The sequence below is a fragment of the Micromonospora sp. NPDC050276 genome, assembly GCF_044459545.1.
In the GTDB taxonomy this organism is placed as follows: Bacteria; Actinomycetota; Actinomycetes; order Mycobacteriales; family Micromonosporaceae; genus Micromonospora.
Genome location: NZ_JBITJA010000009.1, coordinates 173,991 through 193,976, shown reverse-complemented (window position 1 = coordinate 193,976; position 19,986 = coordinate 173,991). Strand labels below are relative to the sequence as shown.

Sequence of the window (19,986 nt, the reverse complement as noted above, 5' to 3'; positions counted from 1 at the left end):
ACGACGATAAGTAGGGATTGAAGTGGCCGCCGCAGACGCGCTCGCCAACGTACGCAACATCGGCATCATGGCGCACATCGATGCCGGTAAGACCACGACCACCGAGCGAATCCTGTTCTACACCGGCATCACGTACAAGATCGGTGAGGTCCACGAGGGCGCTGCCGTCATGGACTGGATGGAGCAGGAGCAGGAGCGTGGCATCACCATCACCTCCGCTGCTACCAAGTGTGAGTGGAAGGGCCACACGATCCAGATCATCGACACGCCTGGCCACGTCGACTTCACGGTCGAGGTCGAGCGGTCGCTGCGGGTCCTGGATGGTGCGGTCGCGGTCTACGACGGTGTCGCCGGCGTGGAGCCGCAGACGGAGAACGTCTGGCGGCAGGCCGACAAGTACAACGTCCCGCGTATGTGCTTCGTCAACAAGCTCGACCGGACCGGTGCCGACTTCTTCCGCTGCGTGCAGATGATGATCGACCGGCTGAACGCCACCCCGCTGGTTCTCCAGATCCCGATCGGGCTCGAGGGCGACCACATCGGTGTCGTCGACCTGATCGGCATGCGCGCCCTCACCTGGCGCGGGGAGACCCAGAAGGGTGAGGACTACGCGATCGAGGAGATCCCGGCCGAGCTGGCCGACTCCGCGGCCGAGTGGCGCGAGAAGCTGATGGAGACCCTGGCCGACGTCGACGACGCGGTGATGGAGAAGTACCTGGAAGGCGAGGAGGTCTCCGTCGAGGAGATCAAGGCCGCCATCCGGCGTGCCACCATCGCCGGCAAGGCCAACCCGGTGCTGTGCGGCTCGGCGTTCAAGAACAAGGGCGTTCAGCCCATGCTCGACGCCGTGGTCGACTTCCTGCCGTCGCCGCTGGACGTTCCGGCGATCGAGGGTACGGCCACCGACGGTGAGACCCCGTTGGTGCGTAAGCCCTCGAAGTCGGAGCCGTTCTCCGGCCTGGCCTTCAAGATCCAGACCGACAAGCACCTTGGCAAGCTCACCTACGTCCGGGTCTACTCCGGCGTGGTCGAGACCGGCACCCAGGTGGTCAACTCCACCAAGGACCGCAAGGAGCGGATCGGCAAGATCTACCAGATGCACGCCAACAAGCGGGAAGAGCGCAGCTCGGCCCAGGCTGGCGACATCATCGCGGTGCAGGGTCTCAAGCAGACCACCACCGGTGACACCCTGTCCGACCCGGCGAACCCGGTCATCCTGGAGTCGATGACCTTCCCGGAGCCGGTCATCGAGGTCGCCATCGAGCCGAAGACCAAGGCCGACCAGGAGAAGCTCAGCACCGCTATCCAGCGACTCGCGGAGGAGGACCCGACCTTCCGCGTCAAGCTGGACGAGGAGACCGGTCAGACGGTCATTTCCGGCATGGGTGAGCTGCACCTGGACATCCTGGTCGACCGGATGCGCCGCGAGTTCAACGTCGAGGCCAACATCGGCAAGCCGCAGGTGGCGTACCGCGAGACCATCCGCCGCAAGGTGGAGAAGGTCGAGTACACCCACAAGAAGCAGACCGGTGGTTCCGGCCAGTACGCCCGCGTGATCGTGAGCGTCGAGCCGCTGCCGCTGGACAACGACTCGCCGACCTACGAGTTCGCCAACGCCGTCAGCGGTGGCCGCATCCCCCGGGAGTTCATCCCCTCGGTGGACGCGGGCGCGCAGGACGCCATGCAGTACGGCATTCTCGCCGGCTTCCCGCTGGTCGGCGTCAAGCTGACCCTGTTGGACGGCCAGTACCACGAGGTCGACTCGTCGGAAATGGCATTCAAGATCGCCGGCTCGATGGTGATGAAGGACGCGGCCCGCAAGGCCGATCCGGCACTGCTCGAGCCGATGATGGCCGTTGAGGTCACCACTCCTGAGGAGAACATGGGTGACGTCATCGGCGACCTCAACTCCCGCCGCGGCCTGATCCAGGCGATGGAGGAGCGCAGTGGCGCCCGCATCGTCAAGGCTCTGGTGCCGTTGTCGGAGATGTTCGGCTACGTCGGCGACCTGCGGTCGAAGACCCAGGGCCGGGCTAGCTACAGCATGCAGTTCGACTCCTACGCCGAGGTTCCGGCCTCGGTGGCCAAGGAGATCATCGCCAAGGCGACGGGCGAGTAACTTCCCCGAGCAGGTGATTCGTGGTTGGTCGCGGGAGGTTTCACCCGCCCGCGGCCACCACGATCGGATCGCGTGAGACCGGGCCTGTAGGCTTCATCGCCGCAGAACCCACAAAGGCTCTCCGGCCGTCAGGCCGGAAAGGCTGTCGACAGAGTCCTAAGCGCCGACCGGCGCGCCGGGCGTACGAACCAAGAAGTCCACAGGAGGACACCAGTGGCGAAGGCTAAGTTCGAGCGGACTAAGCCGCACGTCAACATCGGCACCATTGGTCACATCGACCACGGTAAGACGACGCTGACGGCGGCCATCACCAAGGTCCTGCACGACCAGTTCCCGGACCTGAACCCCTACACGCCGTTCGACGAGATCGACAAGGCGCCGGAGGAGAAGGCCCGCGGCATCACGATCTCGATCGCGCACGTCGAGTACCAGACCGAGGCGCGGCACTACGCGCACGTCGACTGCCCCGGCCACGCGGACTACATCAAGAACATGATCACCGGTGCCGCGCAGATGGACGGCGCGATCCTGGTGGTCGCGGCGACCGACGGCCCGATGCCGCAGACCCGCGAGCACGTGCTGCTGGCCCGTCAGGTTGGTGTGCCGTACATCGTCGTGGCGCTCAACAAGAGCGACATGGTCGATGACGAGGAGCTCCTGGAGCTCGTCGAGCTCGAGGTCCGCGAGCTGCTCTCCTCGCAGGAGTACCCGGGTGACGACCTGCCGGTCGTTCGGGTCTCGGCGCTGAAGGCCCTCGAGGGTGACCCCGAGTGGACCGGCAAGCTGATGGAGCTGATGACCGCGGTCGACACCTCGATCCCGCAGCCGGAGCGCGAGGTTGACAAGCCGTTCCTGATGCCGGTTGAGGACGTCTTCACGATCACCGGTCGTGGCACCGTCGTCACCGGTCGCGTGGAGCGCGGCGTTCTCCTGCCGAACGAGGATGTTGAGCTCGTCGGTATCAAGGAGAAGAGCTTCAAGACCAAGGTCACCGCGATCGAGATGTTCCGGAAGACCCTGGACGACGCCCGCGCAGGTGAGAACGTCGGCCTGCTGCTGCGTGGCACCAAGCGCGACGAGGTCGAGCGCGGCATGGTCGTCGTGAAGCCGGGCTCGAACACCCCGCACACGGAGTTCGAGGCGACGGTCTACATCCTCTCCAAGGAGGAGGGCGGCCGGCACACCCCGTTCTTCCAGAACTACCGTCCGCAGTTCTACTTCCGGACCACGGACGTCACCGGTGTCGTCACCCTCCCCGAGGGCACCGAGATGGTCATGCCGGGTGACAACACCTCTATGTCGGTGAAGCTGATCCAGCCCATCGCCATGGAGGAGAACCTCAAGTTCGCGATCCGCGAGGGTGGCCGCACCGTCGGCGCCGGGTTCGTCACCAAGATTAACAAGTGAGCTAGGTAACCCCGATTAGACCCGCCGCCGGTCGTGCGGCATACTAGTCAGGTTGCGTAACGACAGTTCGTCGCCTGTGTTCGGCTTTCGCTGAACCTCCGGGTGGCGAGACAGTCGAGCGTCGGGTGGTTGGCGGCCCAGTCGCCAACCACCCTCGCACGGCGTTCAGGTCGCGGTAATGCGATCGGCGCCTTGACCCACCGCGCGGTCAGCACCACTCCGGAACCACGGGGCGGAGCTCGGCCCGAGGGCGCGACACGCCCGACCGCGGGGGTCGGCGAAGTGGGCCTGTGCCAGCCGGTACAGGCGCCCGCAACACAGCGGCATCGAGAGAAGGAACAGAAGCCACCATGGCGGGACAGAAGATCCGCATCCGGCTCAAGGCCTATGACCACGAGGTCGTCGACTCCTCGGCTCGGAAGATCGTCGAGACGGTGACGCGCACCGGGGCGCAGGTCGCGGGCCCGGTGCCGCTGCCCACGGAGATCAACCGTTTCTGCGTTATCCGCTCGCCGCACAAGTACAAGGACTCGCGCGAGCACTTCGAGATGCGCACGCACAAGCGGCTGATCGACATCATCGACCCGACCCCGAAGACGGTCGACTCGCTCATGCGCCTCGACCTGCCGGCTGGCGTCGACATCGAGATCAAGCTGTAGGGACCGGACAAATGGACAGGCAAGTCAAGGGGATCCTGGGCGCCAAGCTCGGCATGACCCAGGTCTGGGACAACAACCGTGTTGTCCCCGTGACCGTGGTCGAGGCCGGCCCGTGCGTCATCAGCCAGGTTCGTAGCGCCGAGAAGGACGGTTACTCCGCGGTCCAGCTCGCGTACGGCACCATCGACCCGCGCAAGGTCAAGAAGCCGATCAGCGGGCACTACGCCAAGGCGGACGTGGCGCCGCGCCGGCACATCGTCGAGCTGCGCACCACGGACGCTGGGGAATACTCGCTCGGCCAGGAAGTCACGGTCGAGGAGTTCCCGGCCGGCGTCACCATCGACGTCACCGGCAAGACCAAGGGCAAGGGCTACGCCGGCCCGATGAAGCGGCACGGCTTCCACGGTCTGCGCGCCAGCCACGGTGTCGAGCGCAAGCACCGCTCGCCCGGCTCCATCGGCGCCTGCGCCACTCCGGGTCGCGTCTTCAAGGGCACCCGGATGGCCGGCCGGATGGGTGGCGTGCGGTACACCGTGCAGAACCTCACCGTCCAGGCGGTCGACACCGAGAACAACCTGCTGCTCGTCCGGGGTGCCATTCCTGGTCCGAAGGGCGCGCTCGTTCTGGTCCGTACCGCGGCCAAGAGCAAGGTGAAGAAGGGCGGTGCGGCCAAGTGACCACCGTTGACGTGCGCACCGTCGAAGGCACCACCAGCGGCTCGGTCGAGCTGCCGGCGGACATCTTCGACGTGCAGGCCAACGTCGCGCTGATGCACCAGGTCGTGGTGGCCCAGCTCGCGGCGGCCCGACAGGGCACGCACAAGGCCAAGACCCGCGGCGAGGTCGCCGGTGGCGGCAAGAAGCCGTACAAGCAGAAGGGCACCGGTCGCGCCCGGCAGGGCTCGATCCGCGCGCCGCAGTTCGCCGGCGGTGGCGTTGTGCACGGTCCCGTGCCGCGCGACTACAGCCAGCGGACCCCGAAGAAGATGAAGGCCGCCGCTCTGCGCGGTGCCCTCTCCGATCGGGCCCGCGCCGGGCAGGTGCACGTCGTCGAGGCGTTCGTCTCGGGCGAGAAGCCGTCGACCAAGGCGGCCCTGGCCACGCTGACCAAGCTCACCGAGGCCCGCCGGGTCCTGGTCGTGCTGAGCAGCACCGACGAGCTGAACTGGGTGTCGCTGCGCAACGAGCCGCGCGTGCACCTGATCGAGTCCGGCCAGCTGAACACGTACGACGTGCTCGTGGCCGACGACGTGGTCTTCACCAAGGACGCCCTGGACGAGTTCCTGGGCGTGCCCGCCGAGACCACCGAGGAGGGTGGCAAGTGAGCACGATCGCCGACCCGCGCGACATCATCGTGGCGCCGGTCGTCTCGGAGAAGAGCTACAGCGAGCTGAACCGGAACTGGTACACCTTCCTGGTGCACCCGGACGCGAACAAGACCGAGATCAAGATCGCTATCCAGCAGATCTTCAACGTCCGCGTCCTGACGGTCAACACGCTCAACCGCCAGGGCAAGCGCAAGCGCACCAAGACCGGCTTCGGTCAGCGCAAGGCGACCAAGCGGGCGATCGTGAAGCTGGCTGACGGTGACCGCATCGAGGCCTTCGGCGGCCCGGTCAGCTGAGGGGTGTAGACAATGGCTATCCGTAAGTACAAGCCGACGACGCCGGGCCGACGAGGCTCCAGTGTCGCGGACTTCGCCGAGATCACCCGGTCCACGCCGGAGAAGTCGCTGCTGGCTCCGTTGCCGAAGAAGGGCGGGCGTAACGCCCACGGCCGGATCACCACGCGGCACCACGGTGGCGGTCACAAGCGTCAGTACCGTCTGATCGACTTCAAGCGGGTCGACAAGGACGGCGTGCCGGCGAAGGTCGCTCACATCGAGTACGACCCGAACCGCACGGCGCGCATCGCGCTGCTGCACTACGCCGACGGCGAGAAGCGGTACATCATCGCGCCGAAGGACATGAAGCAGGGCGACCGCGTCGAGTCCGGCCCGGGCGCCGACATCAAGCCGGGTAACAACCTGCCGCTGCGCAACATCCCGGTCGGTACCACGATCCACAACGTGGAGCTGCGTCCGGGTGGCGGGGCCAAGCTGGCCCGTTCCGCCGGCGTCGGCATCCAGCTGCTCGGCCGCGAGGGCGCGTACGCGACCCTGCGTATGCCGTCCGGCGAGATCCGGCGGGTGGACGTGCGCTGCCGCGCCAGCATCGGCGAGATCGGCAACGCCGACCAGTCGAACATCAACTGGGGTAAGGCCGGCCGGATGCGGTGGAAGGGCAAGCGCCCGACCGTCCGTGGTGTCGCCATGAACCCGGTCGACCACCCGCACGGTGGTGGTGAGGGTAAGACCTCCGGTGGTCGCCACCCGGTCAACCCGCAGGGTAAGCCCGAGGGCCGCACCCGCCGTAAGGGCCAGCCGAGTGACCGGCTGATCGTCCGCCGCCGCTACGCCACGCGTAAGCGCGGCTGAGGGAGATAAGACATGCCTCGCAGCCTGAAGAAGGGCCCGTTCGTAGACGACCACCTGCTCAAGAAGGTGGAAGTGCAGAACGACAAGGGCTCCAAGAACGTGATCAAGACCTGGTCGCGGCGCTCGACGATCATCCCGGAGATGCTGGGGCACACGATCGCCGTGCACGACGGACGCAAGCACGTCCCGGTGTTCGTGACCGAGGCGATGGTCGGGCACAAGCTCGGCGAGTTCGCGCTGACCCGCACGTTCAAGGGTCACGAGAAGGACGACCGGAAGAGCCGTCGGCGCTGACGCCGCGGGCATACGGATAGAGGGAACAAGGGGTTACAGCGATGCCAGGAAAGGGCGACGCTCCGGTGCTTCCGGGCGCGCGGGCGGTTGCGCGGCACGTGCGCATCTCGCCGATGAAGGCGCGCCGGGTGGTCAACCTCGTCCGCGGCCTGCCCGCGAAGGAGGCGCTCACGGTGCTGCAGTTCGCGCCGCAGGCTGCGAGCGAGCAGGTGTACAAGGTGCTCGCTAGCGCGATCGCCAACGCGGAGAACAACGAGCGGCTGGACCCCGACGCGCTGCTCGTCAGCGAGGCCTTCGTGGACGAGGGCCCGACGATGAAGCGGTTCCAGCCGCGGGCGCAGGGTCGGGCGTACCGAATCCGCAAGCGCACCTGCCACATCACCGTGGCGGTCGAAGCGGTCGCGCCGGCAGCGCCGAGGAAGGCCGCGGCGAAGAAGGCCGCCCCGGCCACGCAGGCCGCACCGGCCGAAGCGCAGAGCAAGACGGAGGACGCCGAGTAATGGGTCAGAAGGTTCACCCCACTGGGTTCCGGCTCGGCATCTCGACCGACTGGAAGTCCCGCTGGTTCGCGGACAAGCTCTACAAGGACTACATCGGCGAGGATGTCAAGATCCGCCGCATGATGTCCAAGGGCCTCGAGCGCGCCGGGATCTCCAAGGTCGACATCGAGCGCACCCGCGACCGGGTCCGGGTCGACATCCACACCGCCCGGCCGGGCATCGTCATCGGCCGTAAGGGTGCGGAGGCCGACCGGATCCGCGGTGAGCTCGAGAAGCTCACCGGCAAGCAGGTTCAGCTGAACATCATCGAGGTGAAGAACCCCGAGTCGGACGCTCAGCTGGTCGCGCAGGGCGTGGCCGAGCAGCTGTCCAGCCGGGTCAGCTTCCGTCGGGCGATGCGCAAGGCCATGCAGTCGGCCATGAAGAACCCGGTCTGCAAGGGCATTCGGGTTCAGGTTTCGGGTCGCCTCGGCGGCGCCGAGATGAGCCGGACCGAGTTCTACCGTGAGGGCCGGGTTCCGCTGCACACGCTGCGGGCCAACATCGAGTACGGCTTCTTCGAGGCCCGTACCACGTTCGGTCGGATCGGTGTGAAGGTCTGGATCTACAAGGGCGACGCCGTCCCGGGCCGGGAGGCTCCGGCCGAGGCCGGTCCGTCCCGCCCGCGTCGTGGTGAGCGCGGCGACCGTCCCGAGCGTCCGCGCCGTGGCCGGTCGGGTTCGTCCGGCACCACGGCTGGTGGCACCGAGGCCGGTCGGGCTGCTGCGACCACCATCGCGCAGCAGGCCGAGACGCCGAGCGGCGAGCCGGTCGACAGCGCAGCTGTCGCCGCCACTGCTGCTCCGGCAGAAACGCAGCAGGAGGGCTGACAGATGCTGATGCCGCGCAAGCCCCCGAAGGGCTTCCGCAAGCCGCACCACCCGGACCGCAGTGGCGCGTCCAAGGGTGGTAACCGGGTGGTGTTCGGCGAGTTCGGGATCCAGGCTCTCGAGCCGGCGTACGTGACGAACCGGCAGATCGAGTCGGCACGTATCGCGATGACTCGCCACATCAAGCGTGGTGGCAAGGTCTGGATCACGATCTTCCCGGACCAGGCCCTCACCAAGAAGCCTGCCGAGACCCGGATGGGTTCCGGTAAGGGTTCGCCCGAGTGGTGGGTCGCCAACGTCAAGCCGGGGCGGGTTCTCTTCGAGATGTCCTTCCCCAACGAGCAGATCGCGCGAGAGGCCATGCGTCGCGCGATCCACAAGCTCCCGATGAAGTGCCGCATTGTTACGCGCGAAGTGGGTGAATCCTGATGGCAGCGGGCGTTAAGGCGACCGAGCTGCGTGAGCTCTCCGAGGAGGAGCTGGTCACGAAGCTGCGGGAGGCCAAGGCGGAGCTGTTCAACCTCCGCGTGCAGGCCGCAACCGGGCAGCTGGACAACAACCGGCGGTTGCAGGTCATCCGTCGGGAGATCGCCCGGATCTACACGATCATGCGCGAGCGCGAGCTGGGGCTCTCGGCCGCGCCGACTGAGGTGACTGCATCATGACCGAAGACACCGCCACCGCCACCGCGCGGTCCCGCCGCAAGGTCCGTGAGGGCCTGGTGGTCAGCGACAAGATGGACAAGACCGTCGTGGTCGAGGTCGAGGACCGGGTTCGGCACGCGCTGTACGGCAAGATCATGCGCCGTACGAGCAAGCTGAAGGTGCACGACGAGCAGAACGCCGCTGGCACCGGTGACCGGGTTCTCATCATGGAGACCCGGCCGCTGAGCGCCACCAAGCGTTGGCGGATCGTGGAGATCCTGGAAAAGGCCAAGTAGCGAAGGCTCGAGCTCGCCCGGCGTTGCGTCGGGCGTAGGTTCCGCCAGGCTCCGGCCGCTACGGCGGCCGGAGAACCGGCAGACATAGGAGATAGACGTGATTCAGCAGGAGTCGCGACTGCGCGTCGCCGACAACACGGGTGCTCGGGAGATCCTGTGCATCCGGGTTCTCGGTGGCTCGGGTCGGCGCTACGCGAGCATCGGCGACGTCATCGTGGCCACGGTCAAGGACGCGATCCCGGGTGCCGGTGTGAAGAAGGGCGACGTCGTCAAGGCTGTCGTCGTTCGCACCGCCAAGGAGAAGCGTCGGCCGGACGGCTCGTACATCCGCTTCGACGAGAACGCCGCCGTCATCATCAAGGACGGTGGGGACCCGCGTGGTACCCGTATCTTCGGCCCGGTGGGTCGGGAGCTGCGGGACAAGCGGTTCATGAAGATTATTTCCCTCGCGCCGGAGGTGTTGTGACCGTGAAGGTCAAGAAGGGCGACACGGTCGTCGTCATCGCCGGCAAGGACAAGGGTGCCAAGGGCAAGGTCATCGCGGCCTACCCGCGGCAGGACAAGGTCCTGGTCGAGGGCGTGAACCGGGTCAAGAAGCACACCCGCATCAGCACCACCCAGCGTGGCGCCAAGACCGGCGGCATCGTCACCCAGGAGGCCCCGATCCACGTCTCGAACGTGCAGGTCCTGGACTCCGACGGCAAGCCGACCCGCGTCGGTTACCGGATCGACGACAACGGCCAGAAGGTCCGCATCGCGCGTAGCACCGGTAAGGACCTGTGATGACCACGGCTACCGAAAAGACCCTGCCGCGCCTCAAGGAGCGGTACCGCAACGAGATCGTGGCCCAGCTGCGTGAGCAGCACAGCTACGGCAACCCCATGCAGGTGCCGCGGCTGGTCAAGATCGTCGTCAACATGGGTGTCGGCGAGGCTGCTCGCGACGCCAAGCTGATCGACGGCGCGGTCCGCGACCTCGCCACGATCACCGGCCAGAAGCCGCAGGTGCGGCGGGCGACCAAGTCCATCGCGCAGTTCAAGCTCCGCGAGGGCATGCCGATCGGCGCGAAGGTCACCCTTCGCGGCGACCGGATGTGGGAGTTCCTGGACCGGCTGCTCTCCATCGCGCTGCCGCGTATCCGCGACTTCCGCGGTCTGGACGGGCGCAAGCTGGACGGGCACGGCAACTACACGTTCGGTCTGACCGAGCAGTCGGTGTTCCACGAGATCGATCAGGACAAGATCGATCGGCAGCGGGGCATGGACATCACGGTGGTCACGACCGCCACGACCGACGACGAGGGCCGGGCGCTGCTCAAGCTCCTGGGCTTCCCGTTCAAGGAGAACTGAGATGGCCAAGAAGGCGCTGATCATCAAGGCGGCCGCGAAGCCGAAGTTCTCGGTTCGCGCGTACACCCGCTGCCAGCGGTGCGGGCGTCCGAAGGCGGTCTACCGCAAGTTCGGGCTCTGCCGGGTCTGCATCCGGGAGATGGCTCACCGCGGTGAGCTGCCGGGCGTGTCCAAGGCTTCCTGGTAAGGGCGACCGCGTCCCGGCCGTCGGCCGGGAACTCCTGCACCGATTAGGTATTGCTCTTCGCCGTAGGCCCGGGGCTGATGCCCCGGGAACCCCGGCGAGAAAGGCTGACGAAATCCATGACGATGACCGACCCGATCGCAGACATGCTCACGCGTCTGCGTAACGCCAACCAGGCGTACCACGATCAGGTGAAGATGCCCTACTCCAAGATCAAGGCGAACATCGCCGAGGTCCTGAAGGCCGAGGGTTACATCGCCACCTGGTCGGTCGAGGAGCCCGAGGAGGGCGCCGTCGGCAAGCGACTGGTCGTCGAGCTGAAGTACGGCCAGAACCGCGAGCGGAGCCTGGCCGGCATCAAGCGCGTGTCCAAGCCCGGTCTCCGGGTGTACGCCAAGTCGGACGGGCTCCCGCGGGTGCTCGGTGGGCTGGGCGTGGCGATCATTTCGACGTCCCAGGGGCTGCTGACCGACCGGCAGGCCCGCAAGCGGAGTGTTGGCGGGGAAGTCCTCGCCTTCGTCTGGTAACGGGAGACAGGTAGAAATGTCGCGAATTGGACGTAAGTCGATCCCGGTACCAGCCGGCGTCGACATCACGATCGACGGGCAGACCGTCAAGGTCAAGGGCCCCAAGGGCCAGCTCCAGCACACCCTCGCCGAGCCGATCACGATCGAGCGGGCCGAGGATGGGCAGCTGAGCGTCAACCGGCCGAACGACGAGCGCAAGGCCAAGGAACTCCACGGCCTGAGCCGTACGCTGGTTGCCAACATGATCGTCGGGGTCACCGAGGGCTACCGCAAGAGCCTGGAGATCGCCGGCACCGGTTACCGGGTCACCGCCAAGGGTTCGGACCTCGAGTTCGCGCTCGGGTTCTCGCACCCGGTGGTCGTCTCCGCCCCGGCGGGCATCACCTTCACGGTGGAGCGGCCGACCCTGTTCCACGTGGCTGGCATCGACAAGCAGCAGGTCGGTGAGGTCGCCGCCAACATCCGGAAGATCCGCCCGCCGGAGCCCTACAAGGGCAAGGGCGTCAAGTACCAGGGCGAGGTCATCCGCCGCAAGGCTGGAAAGGCAGGTAAGAAGTGAGCGCCACGCTGCTCAAGCGCCGCCGCGGGGTCGCCGCCAAGCGCGCCGTTGGGCGTGCGCGTCGACACTTCCGCGTCCGCAAGAACGTCAGCGGTACGGCCGAGCGTCCGCGCCTGGTCGTCACCCGCTCGCTGCGGCACATGGTCGCCCAGATCGTCGACGACACCAAGGGTCACACCCTGGCGTCGGCGTCGACCCTGGACGCCTCGCTGCGTGGTGCGGAGGGCGACAAGAGCGCCCTGGCTGGCAAGGTGGGCGCTCTGCTCGCCGAGCGGGCCAAGGCCGCCGGCGTCTCCAAGGTCGTCTTCGACCGCGGTGGCAACCGGTACGCGGGGCGAGTCGCCGCGCTTGCCGACGCCGCCCGCGAAGCCGGGCTCGAGTTCTAACAACCCCGTCACGAGAGAGAAGGAAGGCTGCTGATGCCAGGTCAACAGCGCCGTGGCGGCGGGTCCGGTGGCAACGAGGGTGGTCGCCGCGACAACCGCCGTGAGGGCGGCCGCGGAAACGCGCCCGTCGAGAAGACCCCGCACCTTGAGCGGGTCGTCGCGATCAACCGCGTCGCCAAGGTCGTGAAGGGTGGTCGTCGCTTCAGCTTCACCGCCCTGGTGATCGTGGGCGACGGCGACGGCACGGTCGGCGTGGGCTACGGAAAGGCCAAGGAGGTGCCCGCGGCCATCGCCAAGGGTGTCGAGGAGGCCAAGAAGCACTTCTTCAAGGTCCCGCGGATCGGTCAGTCGATTCCGCACCCGGTGACGGGTGAGGACGCCGCTGGTGTGGTGCTGCTCAAGCCGGCCTCGGCCGGTACGGGTGTCATCGCCGGTGGTCCGGTGCGTGCCGTGCTGGAGTGCGCCGGGATCCACGACGTGCTCTCCAAGAGCCTCGGTTCGTCGAACCCGATCAACATCGTGCACGCCACCGTGGCGGCCCTGAAGGGGCTTGAGTCCCCCGAGCAGGTCGCGGCGCGTCGTGGCCTGCCGGTGGAGGACGTCGCGCCGGCCGCCATGCTGGCGTCGCGTGCGGGGGTGGCGCACTGATGGCACGCCTGAAGGTCACCCAGGTCCGGTCCGGTATCGGGACCAAGCAGAACCAGCGTGATTCGCTGCGGTCGCTCGGTCTCAAGCGGATCAACGACGTGGTGGTCAAGGAGGACCGGCCCGAGATCCGCGGCATGATCTTCACTGTGAACCACCTCGTGAAGGTCGAGGAGGTCGAGTAATGACGATCAAGGTGCACCACCTGCGCCCGGCGCCCGGTTCCAAGACCGCGAAGACCCGTGTGGGTCGCGGTGAGGGTTCCAAGGGCAAGACCGCTGGTCGCGGTACCAAGGGTTCCAAGGCCCGTAAGAACATCTCGGCGGCGTTCGAGGGTGGGCAGATGCCCATCCACATGCGCCTGCCGAAGATGAAGGGCTTCAAGAACAAGTTCAAGGTCGTCTTCCAGGTGGTCAACCTGGACCGACTCGCTGAGCTGTTCCCGAACGGTGGTCAGGTCGGCCCGCTGGAGCTGGTTGAGTCCGGCGCGGTCCGCAAGGGTCACCCGGTCAAGGTCCTCGGCACCGGGGACCTCGGCGGTGTGGCGCTCCAGGTGTCTGCGCACGCGTTCAGTGCGTCGGCCAAGGAGAAGATCGCCGCCGCCGGTGGCTCCGTCACCGAGCTGTAAGGTTTACCACCATGGCGCCCGTCCAGTTGAGAGCAACTGGCGGGCGCCATGGTCTGCCTGGGGCCTAAGCGCCCGGTAACATCGGAATCGATTTATGTAGTCGGGCGCATCTGCCCGGACCGGGTTGGGGCTGTTAGAGTCCCATCCCAGCCATGGATTGCGGGCACTCGCCCGTGATCCACCCCGACCCGCCAGGGATCACCGGCGGCCCGCCTCGCGCAGGAGGAAGAAGTTGCTGTCCGCCTTTCTCAGTGCGTTCCGTACGCCTGACCTGCGCAAGAAGCTGCTGTTCACAGTAGGCATCATCGCGGTCTACCGGCTGGGTGCGACGCTCCCCAGCCCAGGCGTCTCGTACGGCAACGTGCAGAAGTGCCTCGACTCCATCCAGGGTGACACCACCGGGGTGGTGAACCTTCTCAACCTCTTCTCCGGCGGAGCGCTGCTTCAGCTTTCGGTCTTCGCGCTGGGCATCATGCCCTACATCACCGCGTCGATCATCCTGCAGCTGCTGACCGTCGTGATCCCGCGTCTGGAGCAGCTCCGCAAGGAGGGCCAGGCCGGTCAGGCGAAGATCACCCAGTACACGCGGTACCTGACCCTCGGTCTCGGTGTGCTGCAGGCCTCGGCGTTCGTGGCCCTGGCCCGTTCGGGGCAGCTCTTCCAGAACAAGTGCGACCAGTTCCCGATCATCCCGACCGGCACCGGCATCCCGGACTGGTTGACCCTGAGCATCCTGGTGATGACGATGACCGCCGGCACCGGCATGGTCATGTGGCTCGGCGAACTGATCACCGACCGGGGCGTCGGCAACGGCATGTCCGTCCTGATCTTCACCTCGATCGCGGCGCGGCTGCCCAGCGAGGGTTGGCAGATCAAGACCAGCAAGGGCTGGGACATGTTCGCCCTGGTCATCGTGCTGGTCCTGGTGGTCATCACCGCGGTCACCTTCATCGAGCAGGCACAGCGCCGGATCCCGGTGCAGTACGCCAAGCGGATGATCGGCCGGCGGATGTACGGCGGCACCTCGACCTACATCCCGCTCAAGGTCAACCAGGCTGGTGTGATCCCGGTCATCTTCGGTTCGTCGCTGCTCTACCTGCCGCAGTTGGCGTTGCAGTTCTTCGACCAGACCGACCCGGGCAAGACGCAGGCGTGGATCCAGAACAACCTGGTCAACCCGAGCAGCCCGATCTACATCTCGGTCTACTTCCTGCTGATCATCTTCTTCACGTACTTCTACGTCTCGATCACGTTCAACCCGACCGAGGTCGCCGACAACATGAAGAAGTACGGCGGGTTCGTGCCGGGCATCCGCCCGGGCAAGCCGACTGCCGACTACCTGGACTTCATCCTCAGCCGGATCACCCTGCCGGGCGCGCTGTACCTCGGCGTCATCTCGATCCTGCCGAACTTCTTCTTCATCTGGCTGGACAACCAGCAGTACCAGAACTTCCCGTTCGGCGGCACCGCTGTGCTCATCATGGTCGGCGTCGGTCTGGAGACCGTGAAGCAGATCGAGAGCCAACTCATGCAGCGGAACTACGAAGGGTTCCTGCGGTAGATGAGACTCGTTCTGGTTGGCCCGCCGGGCGCGGGCAAGGGCACGCAGGCCGAGTTCATCGCCGCACACCTCTCGGTGCCGAAGATCTCGACCGGAGACATCTTCCGGTCGAACGTCACCCAGGGCACGCCGCTCGGTGTCGAGGCGAAGCGGTACATGGACGCGGGCGAGCTGGTTCCGGACGAGGTCACCATCAACATGGTCCGGGACCGGCTGGCCGAGCCCGACGCCAGCGAGGGTTTCCTGCTCGACGGCTTCCCGCGGACGACTCCGCAGGCGGCCGCTCTGGACAAGCTCCTCGCCGATCTGGGCACCGCCCTGGATCTGGTCCTTGAGCTGGTCGTCGACGACGACGAGGTAATCCGGCGGCTCTCCGGTCGGCGTACCTGCCGGGGCTGCGGCAAGATCTGGCACGTCGAGTTCGACGCCACCACCCGGCCCGGCATCTGCGACCGGTGCGGCGCCGAGCTGTTCCAGCGTGACGACGACAAGCCGGAGACGATCGCCACCCGGCTTCGTGAATACAGCGAGAAGACCGCGCCCCTGGTCGACTACTACGGCGCGCAGGGCAAGCTGGTCGGGATCGACGCCACCGGCCCGGTGGAGGACGTCACCACCCGGGCCATCGACGCGCTGCGGTCGTACGGCGGCTGAGGTCCGGCCGGGCCACGGCGGATAGAGTGCGAACAGCGGGGTACGCGTGACGTGCCCCGCTGAATGGCCACGAAAGGTAACCGCTCCATGCGTCGTCCCCAGCTGGACATCCAGCTGAAGACCCCTGACCAGATCGAGAAGATGCGGGCCGCCGGCCTGGTCGTGGCCGAGGCGCTGCGCCGGATGCGCGAGGCTGTCGCCCCCGGTGTGAGCACCGCCGATCTGGACGCGATCGCCGAGTCGACCATCCGCGAGGCGGGTGCTGTCCCGTCGTTCAAGGGCTATCACGGCTTCCCGGCGTCGATCTGCTCCTCGGTCAACGAGCAGATCGTGCACGCCATCCCCTCGCCGAAGCAGGTGCTCCAGGCCGGTGACCTGATCTCCATCGACTGCGGTGCGGTGCTGGACGGCTGGCACGGCGATTCCGCGATCACGGTCGGGGTCGGCGAGGTCGACCCGGCGCTGTTGAAGATGGCCGAGGTCGCCGAGGACGCGATGTGGGCGGGCATCGCCGCCGCCGCGCGTGGCGCCGCCAGCGGCAAGGGGCGACTCACCGACATCTCGCACGCCGTGGAGAACGCGATCCGCAAGGGCGGCCGGTACGGCATCGTCGACGGCTACGGCGGGCACGGCATCGGCACCGAGATGCACCAGGACCCGCACGTGCTCAACCACGGCCGACCGGGCAAGGGCCCCCGACTGGTCCCCGGCATGGCGTTGGCCATCGAGCCGATGATCACCATGGGCTCTCCGCGTACCGCCGAGTTGGCCGACGGGTGGACGGTGGTCGCCCGGGACGGCTCGGTGGCCGCGCACGTCGAGCACTCGATGGCGCTGCTGCCGGACGGGGTCTGGGTGCTCACCGCGTTCGACGGGGGCCGGGCCCGACTGGGCGATCTGGTCACCGCACGCCAGCCCGCCGCCTCCACAACCCCCTGACCTCCCGCTACGCCCTCGTTGATCATGAAGTTATTGCCAGCCTCACCGGCGTGTCAGGGCAATAACTTCATGATCAACCGGATTTGCGGGGCGGGCGGACTGGCGCGACGGTGGCATGCTTGCCGGCATGGACGGGCGCGACGGGATGCGAGCCGCGGACGCGGACCGTGCGGCGGTGGCCGACCGGTTGCGGGTCGCCCTCGAGGAGGGCCGGCTGGATCTGCACGAGTACGACGAGCGGTTGCAGCGGGCCTACGCGGCACGCACGTACGCCGACCTTGCGGACCTGCTCACCGACCTGCCGCCGGTGACGCCAGCGCAGCGGTCCGGCCTGGCGCCGGCCGCCGTGCCGACGGTGAGCCCGCTGGGTGACCAGCTCGGTCCGGCCCCCACCGGGGGTGTCACCGCGCGGTGGTTGGCTGAGGTGTGGTTCCCGTACCTGCGGGTGATCGCCATCGTGGTGACCGTCTGGGTGGTGACGTCGCTGCTCAGCCAGGATCTGCTGTACTTCTGGCCGGCCTGGGTGGCGGGGCCGTGGGGCGCGGTGCTGGTGGTCCGGACGGTCACCGGGTTGGCCGGGGGAGAGCCCCAGCGCCAGGCGATCAAGCGCCAGCGCCGCCGAGAGCGCAAACAGGCAAAACGCGCGATCAACCCAGACAACCCCCAATAACCCCGACCCCGCCCGCAGCACCCCGGCCCCGCCCCCCGCCCCCGGCCCCGCCCCCCGGCCCCGCCCCCCGCCGGTTGATCATGGAGTTGTTGCCGCCAACTCCGGCGTGTCGTGACGGTAACTTCATGATCAACAGGGCTGGGATGGGGAGGCGCGGGGCTCGGCGCGGCTTGGTGGGTGGCCGGTTTGGCGACGGGCTGCAGGCGGGCGTACACTTTCAGATCGGCGCACAGCGTCCACTCCGGCATGCCCACCCTGCGCTTCGGTGGGACCTGGAGCCGCGGCTGGCGCGGTCTTCTGATTCTGATCAGATTTCCGTGTAAGACGTTGTGGGCCGCCCGGAGCAATCGACGTCAGGACAGCGGAGGACATGCCGAAAAAAGACGGAGCCATTGAGATCGAGGGTCGGGTCATCGAGCCCCTGCCGAACGCCATGTTCCGGGTGGAGCTCGCGAACGGCCACAAGGTGTTGGCTCACATCAGCGGGAAGATGCGGCAGCACTACATCCGCATCCTTCCGGAGGACCGGGTCGTCGTCGAACTTTCGCCGTACGACCTGACCCGCGGGCGCATCGTCTACCGCTACAAGTAGTCCTGACGACGGCCGGGAAGTCCCGTGTCCGTCTTCGACGTCCGGCGTCGCGCATCGCGCGTCTCCGGGCCAGATGGGAAGTAAGGCAACCGTGAAGGTCAAGCCGAGCGTCAAGAGGATCTGCAACAAGTGCCGGGTTATCCGCCGGCACGGCCGGGTCATGGTCATCTGCAGCGACCCGCGCCACAAGCAGCGCCAGGGCTGACTCAGCCCGTCCGGCCGGAACGCGGCCGGGTGGCGTTGGTCCGGGCAGATCCCCAGCGACACACACATCACACATGCTCGTCCCAGCCGCGAGCGGTACGCCAGACGTACCTCTGCGTGGCTGACCCCCGGTCGGAGGCCGGGGCCCGCTCGGGCAGCGACCGATCCCGGTCGCCGGCGCTCACCGCGTCGGAAAGACGGGACGGCCGGTAGCGGGGTGGGACGGGTCCACACCTCCGCCACACATCACGAGGAGTACGCCCGCACATGGCACGTCTAGTCGGCGTGGATCTCCCCCGCGAAAAGCGGTTGGAGATCGCGCTCACCTACATCTTCGGGGTCGGTCGCACCCGCGCCCTGGAGACACTCGCCGCCACCGGCATCTCGCCGGACAAGCGCGCTCGGGACCTCACGGACGAGGAGCTCGTGCAGCTCCGCGACCACATCGAGGGCAACTACAAGGTTGAAGGCGACCTGCGCCGCGAGGTCGCCGCTGACATCCGCCGCAAGGTCGAGATCGGCTGCTACGCCGGCATCCGGCACCGCCGGGGCCTGCCCGTGCGTGGCCAGCGGACCAAGACCAATGCACGGACCCGCAAGGGCCCGAAGCGGACCGTCGCCGGCAAGAAGAAGCCCGGCAAGAAGTAGTTCTTAACCGGATGACGGGGTCGGCCGCCGCCGAGGTAGGGCGGGCCGCAACCCAATCCGGAAAGTCAACTAGGAGCGCACAGACTTATGCCACCGAAGGCTCGTGCCGGAGCCGCTGTAAAGAAGGTCCGGCGCAAGGAACGCAAGAACGTCGCCCACGGGCAGGCGCACATCAAGAGCACGTTCAACAACACCATCGTGTCCATCACGGACCCGACCGGTGCGGTCATCTCCTGGGCCTCCGCTGGCCAGGTCGGCTTCAAGGGCTCCCGCAAGTCGACTCCGTTCGCCGCGCAGCTGGCCGCCGAGGCTGCCGCGCGTCGCGCCATGGAGCACGGCATGCGCAAGGTCGACGTGTTCGTCAAGGGCCCCGGCTCCGGCCGGGAGACCGCCATCCGTTCGCTGCAGGCCGTGGGCCTCGAGGTCGGGCAGATCTCCGACGTCACCCCGCAGCCGCACAACGGATGCCGTCCGCCGAAGCGTCGCCGGGTCTGAGAGGTAGAGAGAGATGGCTCGTTACACCGGTGCTGACTGCCGCCGTTGCCGGCGGGAGAAGATGAAGCTGTTCCTCAAGGGCAGCAAGTGCGATGGTCCGAAGTGCCCGTTCGAGTCCCGGCCGTTCCCGCCCGGGCAGCACGGCCGCGGCCGCACCAAGGAGACGGAGTACCTGCTCCAGCTCCGTGAGAAGCAGAAGGCCCGTCGGGTTTACGGCGTGCTGGAGAAGCAGTTCCGCGGTTACTACGAGGAAGCCGTTGGCAAGCAGGCCAAGACCGGTGAGGTCCTCCTGCAGATCCTCGAGTCGCGACTGGACAACGTCGTTTACCGGGCCGGCTACGCCCACTCGCGGGACATGGCCCGCCAGCTGGTCAAGCACGGTCACTTCACGGTGAACGGCAAGAAGGTCGACATCCCGTCGTACCGCGTCAAGGAGCACGACATCATCGAGGTTCGGGGCAAGAGCAAGGAGCTCACCCCGTTCATCGTCGCGCAGGCCCAGGCCGGCTCGAAGACGGTTCCGGCGTGGCTTGAGGCCATCCCGAGCCAGATGAAGGTGCTCGTGCACTCCCTCCCGGCCCGGCAGGTCATCGACACGCAGGTCCAGGAGCAGCTGATCGTCGAGCTCTACTCCAAGTAGTCCGAGCTCGTTCGGTGGCCCGCCCTTCGGGGCGGGCCACCG

Annotated in this window: 32 protein-coding genes; all 32 read left to right on the top strand. The window is 67.2% G+C overall.

Annotated elements, in window-relative coordinates:
- Nucleotides 1-22 precede the first annotated feature (22 nt).
- Nucleotides 23-2,119 carry an elongation factor G gene (fusA, locus tag ACIBF8_RS21630; protein WP_396785111.1) on the top strand — a complete coding sequence of 699 codons (2,097 nt, stop codon included), beginning with the start codon at nt 23-25 and terminating at the stop codon, nt 2,117-2,119.
- A 213-nt stretch (nt 2,120-2,332) separates the two neighbouring features.
- Nucleotides 2,333-3,526: an elongation factor Tu gene (gene tuf / locus ACIBF8_RS21625; protein ID WP_396785109.1), complete on the top strand. Its 1,194-nt coding sequence runs from the start codon at nt 2,333-2,335 to the stop codon at nt 3,524-3,526.
- Nucleotides 3,527-3,876: 350 nt separating this feature from the next.
- Nucleotides 3,877-4,185: a 30S ribosomal protein S10 gene (rpsJ, locus tag ACIBF8_RS21620; RefSeq protein WP_007073037.1), complete on the top strand. Its 309-nt coding sequence runs from the start codon at nt 3,877-3,879 to the stop codon at nt 4,183-4,185.
- An 11-nt stretch (nt 4,186-4,196) separates the two neighbouring features.
- Complete coding sequence (gene rplC / locus ACIBF8_RS21615) at nt 4,197-4,862, top strand: 50S ribosomal protein L3 (RefSeq protein WP_030329888.1); 666 nt, start codon at nt 4,197-4,199, stop codon at nt 4,860-4,862.
- Nucleotides 4,859-5,509 carry a 50S ribosomal protein L4 gene (gene rplD / locus ACIBF8_RS21610; RefSeq protein WP_030329890.1) on the top strand — a complete coding sequence of 217 codons (651 nt, stop codon included), beginning with the start codon at nt 4,859-4,861 and terminating at the stop codon, nt 5,507-5,509. Before rplC ends, rplD begins: the two co-directional genes overlap by 4 nt.
- The gene (gene rplW, locus ACIBF8_RS21605) at nt 5,506-5,808 is read left to right on the top strand and encodes a 50S ribosomal protein L23 (protein WP_007465304.1); all 303 of its coding nucleotides are present in this window, start codon (nt 5,506-5,508) and stop codon (nt 5,806-5,808) included. The genes rplD and rplW overlap by 4 nt, the downstream gene beginning before the upstream one ends.
- Before the next feature lie 12 nt (nt 5,809-5,820).
- Entirely contained in the window at nt 5,821-6,660 is an 840-nt protein-coding gene (gene rplB / locus ACIBF8_RS21600; RefSeq protein WP_030329891.1) for a 50S ribosomal protein L2, read from the top strand.
- Nucleotides 6,661-6,672: 12 nt separating this feature from the next.
- Nucleotides 6,673-6,954, top strand: a complete 282-nt coding sequence (gene rpsS / locus ACIBF8_RS21595) for a 30S ribosomal protein S19 (protein ID WP_007465299.1) — start codon at nt 6,673-6,675, stop codon at nt 6,952-6,954.
- A gap of 41 nt (nt 6,955-6,995) precedes the next feature.
- Nucleotides 6,996-7,454, top strand: a complete 459-nt coding sequence (gene rplV / locus ACIBF8_RS21590) for a 50S ribosomal protein L22 (protein ID WP_089018943.1) — start codon at nt 6,996-6,998, stop codon at nt 7,452-7,454.
- Nucleotides 7,454-8,323, top strand: a complete 870-nt coding sequence (rpsC, locus tag ACIBF8_RS21585; protein ID WP_091402401.1) for a 30S ribosomal protein S3 — start codon at nt 7,454-7,456, stop codon at nt 8,321-8,323. Before rplV ends, rpsC begins: the two co-directional genes overlap by 1 nt.
- A gap of 3 nt (nt 8,324-8,326) precedes the next feature.
- Entirely contained in the window at nt 8,327-8,752 is a 426-nt protein-coding gene (gene rplP / locus ACIBF8_RS21580; protein WP_007465292.1) for a 50S ribosomal protein L16, read from the top strand.
- Nucleotides 8,752-8,988 (top strand): 50S ribosomal protein L29, encoded by a 237-nt coding sequence (rpmC, locus tag ACIBF8_RS21575; protein ID WP_007465283.1) that lies wholly within the window; start codon nt 8,752-8,754, stop codon nt 8,986-8,988. The genes rplP and rpmC overlap by 1 nt, the downstream gene beginning before the upstream one ends.
- Nucleotides 8,985-9,263 carry a 30S ribosomal protein S17 gene (gene rpsQ / locus ACIBF8_RS21570; protein ID WP_112584814.1) on the top strand — a complete coding sequence of 93 codons (279 nt, stop codon included), beginning with the start codon at nt 8,985-8,987 and terminating at the stop codon, nt 9,261-9,263. Before rpmC ends, rpsQ begins: the two co-directional genes overlap by 4 nt.
- A gap of 97 nt (nt 9,264-9,360) precedes the next feature.
- Nucleotides 9,361-9,729, top strand: coding sequence for a 50S ribosomal protein L14 (rplN, locus tag ACIBF8_RS21565; protein ID WP_007073026.1), 369 nt, complete (start codon nt 9,361-9,363; stop codon nt 9,727-9,729).
- Complete coding sequence (gene rplX / locus ACIBF8_RS21560; protein ID WP_007465276.1) at nt 9,726-10,046, top strand: 50S ribosomal protein L24; 321 nt, start codon at nt 9,726-9,728, stop codon at nt 10,044-10,046. The genes rplN and rplX overlap by 4 nt, the downstream gene beginning before the upstream one ends.
- A complete protein-coding gene (rplE, locus tag ACIBF8_RS21555) occupies nt 10,046-10,612 on the top strand; it encodes a 50S ribosomal protein L5 (RefSeq protein ID WP_030329896.1) in 567 nt (188 codons plus the stop codon). Before rplX ends, rplE begins: the two co-directional genes overlap by 1 nt.
- A gap of 1 nt (nt 10,613) precedes the next feature.
- Nucleotides 10,614-10,799: a type Z 30S ribosomal protein S14 gene (locus tag ACIBF8_RS21550; RefSeq protein ID WP_007465272.1), complete on the top strand. Its 186-nt coding sequence runs from the start codon at nt 10,614-10,616 to the stop codon at nt 10,797-10,799.
- A 116-nt stretch (nt 10,800-10,915) separates the two neighbouring features.
- A complete protein-coding gene (gene rpsH, locus ACIBF8_RS21545; protein WP_007465270.1) occupies nt 10,916-11,323 on the top strand; it encodes a 30S ribosomal protein S8 in 408 nt (135 codons plus the stop codon).
- Between the two features lie 16 nt (nt 11,324-11,339).
- Nucleotides 11,340-11,882 (top strand): 50S ribosomal protein L6, encoded by a 543-nt coding sequence (rplF, locus tag ACIBF8_RS21540; protein WP_357279176.1) that lies wholly within the window; start codon nt 11,340-11,342, stop codon nt 11,880-11,882.
- Nucleotides 11,879-12,268 carry a 50S ribosomal protein L18 gene (gene rplR / locus ACIBF8_RS21535; RefSeq protein ID WP_030329901.1) on the top strand — a complete coding sequence of 130 codons (390 nt, stop codon included), beginning with the start codon at nt 11,879-11,881 and terminating at the stop codon, nt 12,266-12,268. Before rplF ends, rplR begins: the two co-directional genes overlap by 4 nt.
- 33 nt (nt 12,269-12,301) lie before the next feature.
- Nucleotides 12,302-12,916, top strand: coding sequence for a 30S ribosomal protein S5 (gene rpsE / locus ACIBF8_RS21530; protein ID WP_074314587.1), 615 nt, complete (start codon nt 12,302-12,304; stop codon nt 12,914-12,916).
- Entirely contained in the window at nt 12,916-13,098 is a 183-nt protein-coding gene (gene rpmD, locus ACIBF8_RS21525) for a 50S ribosomal protein L30 (RefSeq protein ID WP_074314584.1), read from the top strand. Before rpsE ends, rpmD begins: the two co-directional genes overlap by 1 nt.
- The gene (gene rplO, locus ACIBF8_RS21520; protein WP_030329906.1) at nt 13,098-13,541 is read left to right on the top strand and encodes a 50S ribosomal protein L15; all 444 of its coding nucleotides are present in this window, start codon (nt 13,098-13,100) and stop codon (nt 13,539-13,541) included. Before rpmD ends, rplO begins: the two co-directional genes overlap by 1 nt.
- Nucleotides 13,542-13,773: 232 nt before the next feature.
- The gene (secY, locus tag ACIBF8_RS21515; protein WP_396785106.1) at nt 13,774-15,102 is read left to right on the top strand and encodes a preprotein translocase subunit SecY; all 1,329 of its coding nucleotides are present in this window, start codon (nt 13,774-13,776) and stop codon (nt 15,100-15,102) included.
- Complete coding sequence (locus tag ACIBF8_RS21510; protein WP_088950228.1) at nt 15,103-15,756, top strand: adenylate kinase; 654 nt, start codon at nt 15,103-15,105, stop codon at nt 15,754-15,756.
- Between the two features lie 87 nt (nt 15,757-15,843).
- On the top strand, nt 15,844-16,695 hold the full coding sequence (map, locus tag ACIBF8_RS21505) for a type I methionyl aminopeptidase (RefSeq protein WP_396785104.1): 852 nt from the start codon (nt 15,844-15,846) through the stop codon (nt 16,693-16,695).
- A gap of 127 nt (nt 16,696-16,822) precedes the next feature.
- Nucleotides 16,823-17,365: a DUF1707 domain-containing protein gene (locus ACIBF8_RS21500; protein WP_396785103.1), complete on the top strand. Its 543-nt coding sequence runs from the start codon at nt 16,823-16,825 to the stop codon at nt 17,363-17,365.
- A 370-nt stretch (nt 17,366-17,735) separates the two neighbouring features.
- Entirely contained in the window at nt 17,736-17,957 is a 222-nt protein-coding gene (infA, locus tag ACIBF8_RS21495; RefSeq protein ID WP_007073013.1) for a translation initiation factor IF-1, read from the top strand.
- Nucleotides 17,958-18,048: 91 nt separating this feature from the next.
- Complete coding sequence (gene rpmJ / locus ACIBF8_RS21490; protein WP_043965539.1) at nt 18,049-18,162, top strand: 50S ribosomal protein L36; 114 nt, start codon at nt 18,049-18,051, stop codon at nt 18,160-18,162.
- Between the two features lie 266 nt (nt 18,163-18,428).
- Complete coding sequence (rpsM, locus tag ACIBF8_RS21485; protein WP_030329917.1) at nt 18,429-18,809, top strand: 30S ribosomal protein S13; 381 nt, start codon at nt 18,429-18,431, stop codon at nt 18,807-18,809.
- Nucleotides 18,810-18,896: 87 nt separating this feature from the next.
- Entirely contained in the window at nt 18,897-19,304 is a 408-nt protein-coding gene (rpsK, locus tag ACIBF8_RS21480; protein ID WP_007073011.1) for a 30S ribosomal protein S11, read from the top strand.
- 13 nt (nt 19,305-19,317) lie between these two features.
- Nucleotides 19,318-19,944: a 30S ribosomal protein S4 gene (rpsD, locus tag ACIBF8_RS21475; protein WP_030489600.1), complete on the top strand. Its 627-nt coding sequence runs from the start codon at nt 19,318-19,320 to the stop codon at nt 19,942-19,944.
- Nucleotides 19,945-19,986 lie beyond the last annotated feature (42 nt).